Source organism: Micromonospora sp. MH33 (assembly GCF_003013775.1).
Taxonomy (GTDB): Bacteria; Actinomycetota; Actinomycetes; order Mycobacteriales; family Micromonosporaceae; genus Micromonospora; species Micromonospora fulviviridis.
This window is the reverse complement of the sequence record NZ_MUYZ01000224.1, coordinates 1-11877: the sequence shown is the minus strand read 5'-3', so window position 1 is coordinate 11877 and position 11877 is coordinate 1. Positions and strand designations below refer to the sequence as shown.

The 11877-nt window shown below is 72.8% G+C and carries 11 protein-coding genes and 1 pseudogene; 7 read left to right on the top strand and 5 right to left on the bottom strand.

Going from position 1 to position 11877, the window contains the following annotated elements; translation table 11 throughout:
• Together B0E53_RS26460 and B0E53_RS26455 are read left to right on the top strand one after the other, a co-directional pair.
• A partial coding sequence (locus B0E53_RS26460; protein ID WP_146167771.1) for an AAA family ATPase occupies nt 1-1090 on the top strand: 1090 nt, incomplete at its 5' end.
• A complete protein-coding gene (locus tag B0E53_RS26455) occupies nt 1087-1707 on the top strand; it encodes an HAD-IA family hydrolase (protein ID WP_107078515.1) in 621 nt (206 codons plus the stop codon). The genes B0E53_RS26460 and B0E53_RS26455, both read left to right, overlap by 4 nt.
• Nucleotides 1708-1776: 69 nt before the next feature.
• Here B0E53_RS26455 and B0E53_RS26450 read toward each other — a convergent pair whose 3' ends face one another.
• The 5 genes from B0E53_RS26450 to B0E53_RS26430 form a co-directional block, all read right to left on the bottom strand.
• Nucleotides 1777-2307, bottom strand: coding sequence for a DinB family protein (locus B0E53_RS26450; protein WP_107078514.1), 531 nt, complete (start codon nt 2305-2307; stop codon nt 1777-1779).
• A gap of 62 nt (nt 2308-2369) precedes the next feature.
• Complete coding sequence (locus B0E53_RS26445; protein WP_107078513.1) at nt 2370-2858, bottom strand: universal stress protein; 489 nt, start codon at nt 2856-2858, stop codon at nt 2370-2372.
• A 4-nt stretch (nt 2859-2862) separates the two neighbouring features.
• Nucleotides 2863-4482, bottom strand: a complete 1620-nt coding sequence (locus tag B0E53_RS26440; protein WP_107078512.1) for an MDR family MFS transporter — start codon at nt 4480-4482, stop codon at nt 2863-2865.
• Between the two features lie 114 nt (nt 4483-4596).
• The gene (locus B0E53_RS26435; protein WP_091312461.1) at nt 4597-5022 is read right to left on the bottom strand and encodes a MarR family transcriptional regulator; all 426 of its coding nucleotides are present in this window, start codon (nt 5020-5022) and stop codon (nt 4597-4599) included.
• A gap of 13 nt (nt 5023-5035) precedes the next feature.
• Nucleotides 5036-6748, bottom strand: a complete 1713-nt coding sequence (locus B0E53_RS26430; RefSeq protein WP_107078511.1) for an alkaline phosphatase D family protein — start codon at nt 6746-6748, stop codon at nt 5036-5038.
• Nucleotides 6749-6894: 146 nt separating this feature from the next.
• Here B0E53_RS26430 and ftsY point away from each other — a divergent pair, with 146 nt between their 5' ends.
• The 5 genes and pseudogenes from ftsY to B0E53_RS26405 all read left to right on the top strand — a co-directional run.
• On the top strand, nt 6895-8088 hold the full coding sequence (ftsY, locus tag B0E53_RS26425; protein ID WP_107078510.1) for a signal recognition particle-docking protein FtsY: 1194 nt from the start codon (nt 6895-6897) through the stop codon (nt 8086-8088).
• On the top strand, nt 8063-8959 hold the full coding sequence (locus B0E53_RS26420; protein ID WP_187399608.1) for an aminoglycoside phosphotransferase family protein: 897 nt from the start codon (nt 8063-8065) through the stop codon (nt 8957-8959). Before ftsY ends, B0E53_RS26420 begins: the two co-directional genes overlap by 26 nt.
• 229 nt (nt 8960-9188) lie before the next feature.
• On the top strand, nt 9189-10547 hold the full coding sequence (locus tag B0E53_RS26415; protein WP_107078509.1) for an ammonium transporter: 1359 nt from the start codon (nt 9189-9191) through the stop codon (nt 10545-10547).
• A gap of 25 nt (nt 10548-10572) precedes the next feature.
• On the top strand, nt 10573-10911 hold the full coding sequence (locus tag B0E53_RS26410) for a P-II family nitrogen regulator (protein WP_013284578.1): 339 nt from the start codon (nt 10573-10575) through the stop codon (nt 10909-10911).
• Nucleotides 10912-10928: 17 nt separating this feature from the next.
• Nucleotides 10929-11877 (top strand): annotated as a pseudogene (locus B0E53_RS26405) ([protein-PII] uridylyltransferase); the annotation flags it as partial.

Below are 11877 nucleotides of genomic sequence, written 5' to 3'. Positions count from 1 at the left end.
CCGGCGGGCGGCCCGCACCCGCGGCGCGGAGATCGCCCGGGCCGTGGTCGGCGGCGCCCGCGAGGCGCTCACCCGGCTCACCGTCTCCCTGGCCCGTGCCGAGGAGCACCGCGACGAGGTGGCCCGCGAGCGCGCCGCCCGCGAGGCCGAGCTGTCCGAGGTACGCGGCGCGGCCAAGCGGCTCGGCGCCGAGCTGGAGCGGCTGACCAGCCAGGTGCACCGGGACGAGGTGGCCCGCGCCGAGCAACGGCTGCGCATCGAGCAGCTGGAGGCGAAGGCGGCCGAGGACTTCGGCCTCGACGTGGCCACCCTGATCGCCGAGTACGGCCCCGACCAGCTCGTCCCGCCCACCGACGCCGACGTCGCCGCGGCGGAGAAGGAGGGCACGCCGGTGCCCGAGCCGGTCCGTTACGAACGGCCGGTGCAGGAGAAGCGGGCCGCCAAGGCGGAGCGGGAGCTGGCCCTGCTGGGCAAGGTCAACCCGCTGGCCCTGGAGGAGTTCGCCGCGCTGGAGGAGCGCTTCAAGTTCCTCTCCGAGCAGCTGGAGGACCTCAAGGCCACGCGCCGGGACCTGCTCACCGTTGTCAAGGACGTCGACGACCGGATCTTGGAGGTCTTCGCCAGCGCGTTCGAGGACACCGCGCGGGAGTTCGAGCAGGTGTTCACCGTGCTCTTCCCCGGCGGCGAGGGGCGGCTGGTGCTCACCGACCCGGAGGACCTGCTCACCACCGGTGTCGAGGTCGAGGCCCGGCCGCCCGGCAAGAAGATCAAGCGGCTCTCCCTGCTCTCCGGCGGCGAGCGGTCGCTCACCGCGGTGGCCATGCTCGTGGCGATCTTCCGCGCGCGGCCCAGTCCGTTCTACATCATGGACGAGGTGGAGGCGGCCCTCGACGACGTCAACCTGGGTCGCCTGATCACGCTGCTGGCCCAGCTCCGGGAGAAGAGCCAGCTCATCGTGATCACGCACCAGAAGCGGACCATGGAGATCGCCGACGCGCTCTACGGCGTGACCATGCGCAGCGGGGTCACCCAGGTGATCAGCCAGCGGCTCAACCGGGCCGACGACGAGGGGCAGGGGAACAGCGAGTGAGTCGGGAACGCGCCACGGCGCTCCTGGTGGACTTCGACGGCGTGCTGCGCCGCTGGGATCCGGCGGTGGCCGCCCGGGTCGAGCGGGAGTACGGGCTGACCGAGGGCGTCCTCGGTGAGATCGCCATGTCCTGGGGGCTGCTCCAGCCGGTGCTCACCGGCAAGGTGAGCCACGCCGAGTGGATGACCAGCGTCACCGAGGCGCTCACCCCCTCGGTCGGCGACCCGGGCCGGGCCCGGGCCGCGGTGGACGCGTGGCAGCGCTACCGGGGCGAGGTCGACCCCGACGTGCTCGCCTTCATCCGGGAGGTCCGGGCGGCCGGTGTCCGGGTCGGGCTGGGCACCAACGCCACCGACGTGCTCGACGCCGACCTGGTCGCGCTGGACCTCACCGACGAGCTGGACGTGGTGGTCAACTCGTCGGTGATCGGGGTGCACAAGCCGGCGAAGGAGTACTTCCAGGCGGCCTGCGAGGCGCTCGGGACCCCGCCGGCCCGGGTGCTGTTCGTCGACGACGAGGACCGGGCGGTGGCCGGCGCCCGGGTGGCCGGGCTCTCCGCGCACCGCTGGAGCGGTCCGGCGGACCTGCGCTACCTGCGCGCCGCGCTGGCCTACTGAGCCGGCCGGCCCGCCGGGGTGGCGGGTTCCGGTCGGCGGGACGCCGCCACCTCGCCGTGCCGCCGAGGGTCAGTCTCCGGTCACGCCGTCGATGCGCTCGCGGATCAGGTCGGCGTGGCCGTTGTGCCGGGCGTACTCCTCGATCATGTGCACGTAGACCCAGCGGAGGTTCATCTCGTCGGCGGTGCCGTCGCGGCGGGGACGCCGGAAGGTGTGGTCCAGCGACAGGCCGGCGACGGCATTCCGGGCCGCCTCGATCTCGGCGCGGAGGGTGGCGAAGGCCTCCGCCGGGTCGGCGTCGGCGATGGCGTTCAAATCCGCGTCCGGGTCCTCGGTGTAGTCGTAGAGGCCGGGGAGGTCCTCCCCGGCGGCGCGGATCCGGAACCACCAGCGCTCCACGTCGGCCAGGTGGCGGACCAGCCCCAGCAGGGTCAGGGTCGACGGCTCGACGCTCGCCGTCCGGAGCTGCTCGGCGGTCAGGCCGGCGCACTTGTGCAGCAGCGTGTCGCGGTGGTAGTCGAGCCAGCCTTCCAGCATGGTGCGCTCGTCACCGATGTAGGGCTCGTGGCTGCGGTCGATCTCGGGTGCTCTCCAGGTCATGCGGCGATGTTAGGAGGGGCCCCCGGCACCACGCGAGGCGTTAACCGGGGGCCTTCCTCACCTCAGGGCACCACCACGACCGGCCAGCGGCCGGTGCGGACCAGCCGGGTGGCGACCGAGCCGACCAGCTTGTGGCCGGCCTGCTCGGACGACCCGACCACCACCAGGTCCGCGCGGTGCTCGTCGGCCGCCTTGCACAGCTCGGCGTACGCGTCGCCGCGCCGGCACAGGAAGGTCACCGGCAGGCCCAGCTCCTCGGCGCCGCGCCGGCACTCCTCGCGCAGTTCGGCGGCCAGCTCGTCGTGGGTCTGCTGGACCGCTCCGGCCACCACCCCGGACATGATTCCCGCGTACGGGGCCGGCGAACTGACGAAGACCACCACCAGCCCGGACCCCTGCCGGCGGGCCAGCCCGGCGGCGTACGCGGCGGCGCGCAGCGAGGTGCGGCTGCCGTCGACGCCGACGAGCACCACCCGGGGCCCGTCCGTGCCGCGCTCGAACGGCAGCGGCCGGGCTTCCGGGCCGTACTTCTCGCGCTCGGGTGCGTCCATCGGGTCAGTCCCGCCCGCCCGTGCGTACCACTGGGGCGGCGTCGACGGCCGCGACGGTCGACTCCCGCTCGACCTCGGCGGAGACCGCGTCGCCGTTGGTCCGGCGCAGCGGCACCTCCTTGATGAAGATCACCGCGATCAGCGCGATCAGCCCGAACGGGGCGGCGGCCAGGAAGATGTCCCCGGCGCCGTGCCCGTAAGCGGCCTCGACGACCGCGCGGATCGGTGCGGGCAGGGTGTGCACGTTCGGCAGGGCACCGCCGCTGCCGGAGCTGGACGCCGGGATGCCTAGCCCGGCCAGCCCCTCGGCGAGGTAGTCCTTGACCTTGTGGCCGAGGATCGCGCCGAGCGCGCTGACCCCGATCGCGCCGCCGAGGCTGCGGAAGAAGGCCACCACCGAGCTGGCCGCGCCGAGCTCGTGCGGGCCGACGGTGTTCTGCACGGCCAGGACCAGGTTCTGCATGGTCATGCCCAGGCCGAGGCCGATCAGCGCCATGAACACGGCGAGCCGCCAGTACGGGGTGTCCGCCCGCATGGTGCCCATCAGCGCGAAGCCGGCGGTGAGCAGCGCCGAGCCGGCCACCAGGTAACGCTTCCAGCGGCCGGTGTTGGTGATGATCCGGCCGACCACGGTGGAGGCGATCAGCAGGCCGAGGATCATCGGCAGGGTCATCAGGCCGGACATGGTCGGGCTCTCGCCGCGGCTGATCTGGAAGTACTGGCCCAGGAAGACCGAGGCGCCGAACATGCCCACGCCGACCGCGATGCTGGCGATCACGGCGAGGGTGATGGTGCGGTTGCGGAACAGGCGCGGCGGGATCATCGGCTCGGCGGCCCGGTTCTCCACCCGGAGGGCGAGCGCGCCGAGCAGCACGGCGCCGGCCACCAGGACGGCGCTCTGCCAGGACATCCAGGCGTACTTGTCGCCGGCCAGGGTGACCCAGATCAGCAGCAGCGAGACGGCCGCGGTGATCAGGGTGGCGCCCCACCAGTCGATCTTCGCCTCGCGCTTGACCACCGGCAGGTGCAGGGTCTTCTGGAGCACGACCAGGGCGAGGACGGCGAACGGCACGCCCACGTAGAAGCACCAGCGCCAGCCGAGCCAGTCGGTGTCGACGATGAGGCCGCCGATGAGCGGGCCGCCGATGGTGCCCACGGCCATCACGGCGCCGAGGTAGCCGCTGTACCGGCCGCGCTCGCGCGGGGCGATCATCGTCGCCATGATCACCTGGGCCAGGGCGGTGAGGCCGCCCGCGCCGACGCCCTGGAGCACCCGGCAGGCGATGAGCTGGCCGGTGGACTGGGAGAGCCCGGCCAGCACCGAACCCAGCACGAAGATCGTGAGGGCGAGCTGGACCAGGAGCTTCTTGCTGGTCAGGTCGGCCAGCTTGCCCCAGATCGGGGTGGTCGCCGTGGTGGCCAGCAGCGTCGAGGTGACCACCCAGGTGTACGCGGACTGGCCGTCGTGCAGCTCGGTGATGATCCGCGGCAGCGCGTTCGAGACGACCGTGGAGGAGAGGATCGCGACGAACATGCCCAGCAGCAGGCCGGAGAGTGCCTCCAGGATCTGCCGGTGGGACATGTCGACGGCGGTCGCCCGGGTGGGCGCTGTCGCCTGCGTCATCGTGGAATGCCTCCGGAGAAAGACGGGGGAAGGAGTTGCCTCGGGCAACCGTATGGCTTGGTTGCCTCAAGCAACAACCGCACGTGGCGCAGGTCTTATTCCGGCCGGATCCGGTCAGAAGGTCTCGTTGAACCGGTGCATGAGCCGGGCGAAGTCCTCGACGTCCTGTTTCGGCCAGGATTCCAGCGACCGCCGGATCTGTCCGAGTCGGGCCGCCCGCGCCGCGTCGAACCGGCGGGTGCCCTCCTCGGTGAGGCTGAGCTGGGCGGCCCGCCGGTCGGTCGGGTCCGGGTCGCGGCGGACCAGCCCCAGCGCCTCCAGGCCGCCGATCTGCCGGCTCAGCGTGCCCTTGCCGATGCCCAGCTTGCCGGCCAGGTCGGTGAGCCGGGTCGAGCCGGACCGGCGCAGCCAGAGCAGCAGCCCGTAGGCGTTGGGCTCCAGGTTGGGATGGACCTCCCGGGCGATCTCCCAGGACAGCGCGCGCCCACGCCGCAGCAGCGCGGTCAGTTCGTGCTCCACGGCGCGCAGGCTCTCGTCCACGCTGAGAGGGTACTCACACCTCGTCGCTGAGCCGCTGCCGCGCCACCGTGCGCAGGTGCCCGTCGCTGGTGGTGCCCTCGATCACCACGTCGGCCGCCCGGCCCTGGTGGGTCAGCGTGGCCACCGCGTTGCCGAAGTAGGGCCCGGCCAGCTTCTTCCACCGCACCAGCGGGCGGCGTACCCCCGCCGAGCGGGCCAGCGCCCGGGCGGCTCCGGCCGGCCCCGGATTCCAGCCGAGCCGCATCAGCGGGCGCATCCCGGCCGGCACCTGGTTGTGGATCGGGGAGCAGGTGAGCTGGTGCACCGGGGTGCGTACGCTCCGGTCGGCGAACCGGGCCCGGGCCACGTACGAGTGGTGCACGTCCCCGGAGAGCACGCTGATCGAGGCCGGCCGGGAGTACGCCGGGCCGGCGCCGACCCGCGCCCCCTCGTGCGGCGCGGTGCCGCTGCCCAGCCGGGCGAACAGCTCGCCCAGCGCCTCGAAGGAGCGCCGGAACGAGGCCCAGTGCTCCAGGTCCAAGGCCCGCCGCATCCGCTCGGCCAGCTTGGCGACCGCGGGCCGGGGGGAGGCGGCCAGCTTCTCGTTCCAGGACTCCACATGGTGGATGCCGGGCGGCAGCAGCCAGGGCAGCGAGGCGCCGACCACCAGGTGGTCGTAGACGCCGTGCGCCCGGTCCAGGAACCAGGACCACTCGCCCGGCGGCAGCATCGCCCGGTTGCCGGAGTCGAGCACCCGGCTGGAGCGGTTGTCCAGCATGACCAGGCGGGTCCGCCCCAGGTCCAGCGCGTAGCTCCACTGGTACTGCACGGCCCGCCAGCGCTCGGTGTCGTGCGCGACGTCGGCCTCCTGGTCGACCCGCTCGCCGAACTCGTGCAGCACGCCGGTGGCGTCCTCGGCGGCCATTACCTTGGCGTACACCGGGTCGGCGGCGATCTCGTCGGGGGCCAGGTTGCCCAGGTGCTGGTAGACCCAGTAGGAGGCCAGGCCGCTGCGGATCCGCTCCGCCCACCAGGGCTGGGTGCGCATGTCCGCCCGCCAGGACGCCGAGGTGTTCCAGTCGTCGATGATCTCGTGGTCGTCGAAGATCATCACGCTCGGCACGGTGGAGAGCAGCCAGCGGATCTCCGGGTCGCGCCAGGACTCCAGGTAGAGCTTGGTGTACTCGTCGAAGCTGACCACCTGGGTGGCCGGCGCGCCCTTCGGGCGGCGCCGCCGCCGCTTGAGCAGCCGGCGCACGGTCGGCGAGGTCTCGTCGGCGTAGACCTGGTCGCCGAGGAGCACCAGCAGGTCGGGCAGCGAGTCCGGGTCCGGGGCCGCGATCAGCCGCCGGGCGTACGCGTCCAGCGCGTCCGGGGGCAGCCGGCGGGCCGTGGCGTGCTGGGTGGTCTCCCGGCAGGAGCCGAAGAGCAGGGACACCGGCTGGTCCCGGTCGTCCGCCGCCCGGGTCCGGATCACGCTGGCCGGGAAGCCGCTCTCCGGCACCGGCCAGGCCACCTCGTCGTCGATCAGCACCTCGTAGGTCGTGCTGCTGTCCGGGGCCAGCCCCGACACCACCACGATCGCGTAGTGGTGGTCGTACGCCGAGAAGGTGGGCGCGCTGCCGGTGGCCCCGCCGGCCGTGCGGACGGTGACCACCGCGGGGGCGCTGGTCTCCACCCAGACGGTGGCGCGCGTGCCCACGACCCGGCGCAGCAGCGGGCCGATGAGCAGACGGGGACCGGTCACGGCGCACCTCCGACGAAGATCATTAACCCTTTCCTACCCGGCCGGCGGTTGCGGCACGCCTTCCAGCCGCGAGCGTACTCGCAGCTTGTTCACGTGCCGAGGCGGTGAGTGGGACGCCGTCGCCGGCATCTGACAGGATTTCGGGCATGAAGGAATACCTCCTCGTCGCACTCGCCCTGCTTGGCGTGCTGATCCTCGGCGGCCTCAGCCTCGTGGTGCCCCGGCTGCGCCGGCGCCCCGAGCCGCCGCTGCCGGAGACGGAGGTCGACACCCGGGCCGAGGAGGACCTGGCCGGGCCGCCGGTCGAAGCGGCGGAGTCGGACCTCCGCACCGGCGTGCTGGTCGAGCCGCCGCCCGTGGTCGAGGCGCCGCCGCTGCCCACCATCGAGGTCCCCGAGCCCACCGCCGGCCGGCTGGTCCGGCTGCGCTCCCGGCTGTCCCGCTCGCAGAACGTCTTCGGCAAGGGCCTGCTCGGCCTGCTCAGCCGGGACCGCCTCGACGAGGACACCTGGGAGGAGATCGAGGACAGCCTGATCACGGCCGACGTCGGCATCGACTCCACCCGCGAGATCGTCGACCGGCTGCGCGAGCAGACCCGGGTGCTCGGCACCCGGTCGGTCGACGAGCTGCGCACGCTGCTCGCCGCCGAACTGGTCAACGCGCTCGACCCGACCCTGGACCGGTCGCTGAAGACCGCCCCCAAGGAGGGCGTCCCGGCGGTGCTGCTGGTGGTCGGGGTCAACGGGGCCGGCAAGACCACCACCTGCGGCAAGATCGCCCGGGTGCTCATCGCGGACGGCCGGACCGTGCTGCTCGGCGCGGCCGACACCTTCCGGGCCGCCGCCGCCGACCAGTTGGAGACCTGGGGCGGCCGGGTGGGCGCGGAGACCGTCCGCGGCCCCGAGGCCGCCGACCCGGCCAGCGTCGCCTTCGACGCGGTCAAGCGGGGCATCGACACGGCGGTCGACACCGTGCTGGTGGACACCGCCGGCCGGCTGCAGAACAAGGTCGGCCTCATGGACGAGCTGGGCAAGGTCAAGCGGGTCGTGGAGAAGCACGGCCCGATCGACGAGACCCTGCTGGTGCTCGACGCCACCACCGGGCAGAACGGCCTGGAGCAGGCCCGGGTCTTCACCGAGGTGGTCAACGTGACCGGCGTGGTGCTGACCAAGCTCGACGGGACCGCCAAGGGCGGCATCGTGATCGCCGTGCAGCGCAAGCTGGGCATCCCGGTGAAGCTGGTCGGCCTCGGCGAGGGCCCCGACGACCTGGCCCCGTTCGACCCGGCGCAGTTCGTCGACGCGCTGCTCGGCAATGAGCCGCTCGCCCGGGACGCGTAGCCTCGACGTGACGACTGACGATCGCGCCTACGCGGGGTGGCGCGACCCCAGCCACCCGTCGCCGCGCCTCGGGAGACCGTACGTGACTTCGCAGGAGATCCCGCTGCACGGCGGGAACGTGAGCACCGTGGTCCGGGTGGGCGACACGGTCCGGCGCAACGCGGGCCCGTGGACCCCCTCGGTGCACGCGCTGCTGCGGCACCTGGAGTACGTGGGCTTCACCGGCGCGCCCCGCGCACTGGGCATGGACGAGCGCAACCGCGAGGTCCTGTCGTACCTGGAGGGGGAGTGCGGGGAGTACCCGCTGGCCCCGCACTGGGTCACCGACGAGGCCCTGGTCACCGTGGCGACCATGCTGCGGATGTTCCACGACGCCCAGTACGGCTTCACCCCGCCGCCCGGGGCGGTCTGGCGCTCGTTCGGCCCGCCCCCGCCGGACACCGAGGTGATCTGCCACCACGACGCCGCCCCGCACAACGTGATCTGGCGGCCCGACGGCACCCTCGGGCTGATCGACTTCGACCTGGCCTCGCCCGGCGCCCGGATCTACGACGTGGCGTACGCGGCCTGGACCTGGGTGCCGATCTTCTCCGACCGGGACTCGATCACCCTCGGCTGGAAGCACCCGGACCGGCCGCGCCGGCTGCGCCTCTTCGCCGACGCGTACGGGCTGATCCCGCGGGACCGGCACCGGCTGATCCGGACCATCCGCAAGCGGATCGTCGACCACGTGGAGGGCATCCGGCGGATGGCCGCGGCCGGGGAGCCGGCGTTCGTCCGGATCGTGCACAAGGGCCACCTGCGCCGGCCCATGCGCGACCTGCGGCTGCTCGACTACGAGCGGCACGCCCTGGAGTACGCCCTGCGCTGACCGCGTGTCGAGAAGGAGTGGCCGGTTCCGTGTCGGACCGGCCACTCCTCCCGTTTTCCCCAGGCATGATCGTCGTTCTTCACACGCCGGAAACAACCCGTCACGCGTCGGAAATCGAGCGGTGTCGGTGAAGGAAACAGCCGCCGACCAAGCTTCCGCGCAACCGGCTGACGGGCGATGCTGCCAGGCCTCAGTCGGAGGGAGGAATACGACACCGAGAGGAGGCAGCGTGGAGATCGATACCGGGAACACTGCCTGGCTGCTTGTTTCGACTGCGCTCGTGCTGCTCATGACGCCCGGTCTGGCCCTGTTCTACGGCGGGCTGAACCGTTCCAAGGGCATGCTGAACATGATGATGATGAGCTTCTCGTCCATCGGGCTCGTCAGCATCCTGTGGCTTTTCTACGGCTTCACCGTCGCTTTCGGCGAGGGCGGCAAGTTCATCGGTGACCTGGGCCAGTACCTGGGCACCAAGACGTTCGTCGGTGAGAGCGACCTGTGGGGCGAGACCGGTATCCCGCTCTACGTCTTCATCGCCTTCCAGATGATGTTCGCCGTCATCACCGTCGCGCTGATCAGCGGGGCGCTGTCCGACCGGACGAAGTTCGCCGGCTGGCTGGTGTTCGCGGCCGGCTGGGCCACCCTGGTCTACTTCCCGGTCGCCCACATGGTCTGGGGCGGCGGCCTGATCGGCGGCGACATCGGCGCCCTCGACTTCGCCGGTGGCACGGCGGTGCACATCAACGCCGGCGCCGCGGCGCTCGCCCTCGTGCTGGTCCTCGGAAAGCGGGTCGGCTGGCCCCGGGAGAGCGCCAAGCCGCACAACATCCCGCTGGTCGCCCTCGGCGCCGGTCTGCTCTGGTTCGGCTGGTTCGGCTTCAACGCCGGCTCCGAGCTGACCGCCGACGGGGTCACCGCGCTGGCCTTCATGAACACCCAGGTCGCCACCGCCGCCGCGCTGCTCGGCTGGATCGTGGTGGAGTGGGTGCGCGACGGCAAGCCGACCCTGGTGGGCGCTTCCTCGGGTGCGGTGGCCGGTCTGGTCGCCATCACCCCGGCGTGCGCCTTCATCACCCCGGCCGCGGCGGTGCTGCTGGGTCTGGTCGCCGGTGCGGTCTGCGCCCTGGCCGTGGGCCTGAAGTACCGGCTCGGCTACGACGACTCCCTCGACGTGGTCGGCGTGCACTTCGTCGGCGGGTGGATCGGCTGCCTGTGGATCGGCCTGTTCGGCACCGCCTCGGTCAGCTCGCTGGTCGCCAGCGACGGCCTGCTGGTCGGCGGTGACGCCACCCTGCTGGGCAAGCAGGCGCTGGGCGCGCTGATCGTCACCGCCTACTCCTTCGTCATCGCGTACGCCCTCGGCTTCGTGATCGACAAGACGATCGGGTTCCGGATCTCCGCCGAGGCGGAGGTCGAGGGCATCGACGTCGCCGAGCACGCGGAGAGCGCCTACGATCTGTCGCCCACCACGGGCGGCAGCGGGGGCGCGTTCGCGATGGCCGGGATCGGCGCCACCAAGCCGGCCCCGGAGCCCACCGACGCGGCGGAGGAGCCCGCCGAGCCGGTCAGCGAGAAGGTCGCCGGTTAACGTTCCTGGGATGGAGGGGTTGGACATGAAGCTGGTGACCGCGGTCATCAAGCCGTACCAGCTGGACGCGGTGAAGGAGGCCCTGCACGCCCTCGGCGTGGCCGGCCTGACCGTCAGCGAGGTCCAGGGCTACGGCCGGCAGAAGGGGCACACCGAGGTCTACCGGGGTGCCGAGTACACGGTCGAGTTCCTGCCCAAGATCCGGGTCGAGGTGCTCACCGACGAGATGGACGTCGACAAGATCGTCGACGCCATCGTGGGCGCCGCCCGGACCGGCAAGATCGGCGACGGAAAGGTCTGGGTGACCGGCGTCGAGGAGGTCGTCCGGGTCCGTACCGGCGAGCGCGGGCTCGACGCCCTCTGACGCCGGAGCCGACCGACGTGACCTCGTTGACCACGACGACCAGCCCCACCGGGGACGGCCCGCCCGTGGTCAACGAGGTCGCCGGCGTACCCGGGGGGATCGGCGCCGAGGCCCGGGCGGCGCGGGCCGACGCCCTGGACGCCTGGCTTCGCGGCATCCTCCCCGGGCGGGAGGGGATCGCGCTGATCGCGGTCGGCGGACTCGGCCGCCGCCAGTGCGCCCCCTACGGCGATCTCGACCTGGTGCTGCTGCACGCCGGGGTGCCCGGCACCGACGAGCTGGCCGCCTCGCTCTGGTACCCCATCTGGGACGCCGGGCTGCGGCTGGACCACTCGGTGCGGACCGTCGCCGAGGCGCTCTCCGTCGCCCAGGACGACGTCAAGGTCGCCCTCGGCCTGCTCGACGCCCGGTTCCTGGCGGGCGACCGGGCGCTCGCCGACCAGCTCATCCACACCGCCACCGACCACTGGCGGCGCACCGCCGTCCGGCAGCTGCCGAAGCTGCGCGAGATCACCGAAGCCCGCTGGGCCACCCACGGCGAACTGGCCTTCCTGCTCGAAGGTGACCTCAAGGAGGCGGCCGGCGGGCTGCGCGACGTGGGCCTCCTGCGCGCCATCGCCACCGCCGGCGTCACCGACGCGCTGCGCCCCGCCGTGCACGCCGCGCACCGCCGGCTGCTGGACACCCGCGACGCCCTGCACCAGCAGGTCGGCCGCCGGGTCGACCGGCTCGTCGCCCAGGAACGCGACGGCGTCGCTGCCCTGCTGGGCCTGCGGCAACTTCAGCTCGGCGCGTCTGACCCCGCGCAACGACCTGAAGCCGTCGCCGAAGCCGGCGACGGGGACGCGCTGCTGCGCCGGGTGGCCGGGGACGCCCGGACCGTCAGTCACGCCCTCGACGACGCCTGGCGGGCCGCCGACCGGCTCCGCGCCGGCCGGCACCGGACCGCCGGCGGTCGGCCGCTGC

Coding starts and splice junctions, on each gene's coding strand:
- B0E53_RS26450 (WP_107078514.1), bottom strand. CDS start 2,307: ATGACCTGGAGAGCACCCGAGATCGACCGCAGCCACGAGCCCTACATC.
- B0E53_RS26445 (WP_107078513.1), bottom strand. CDS start 2,858: ATGGACGCACCCGAGCGCGAGAAGTACGGCCCGGAAGCCCGGCCGCTG.
- B0E53_RS26440 (WP_107078512.1), bottom strand. CDS start 4,482: ATGACGCAGGCGACAGCGCCCACCCGGGCGACCGCCGTCGACATGTCC.
- ftsY (WP_107078510.1), top strand. CDS start 6,895: ATGAAGGAATACCTCCTCGTCGCACTCGCCCTGCTTGGCGTGCTGATC.
- B0E53_RS26420 (WP_187399608.1), top strand. CDS start 8,063: ATGAGCCGCTCGCCCGGGACGCGTAGCCTCGACGTGACGACTGACGAT.
- B0E53_RS26410 (WP_013284578.1), top strand. CDS start 10,573: ATGAAGCTGGTGACCGCGGTCATCAAGCCGTACCAGCTGGACGCGGTG.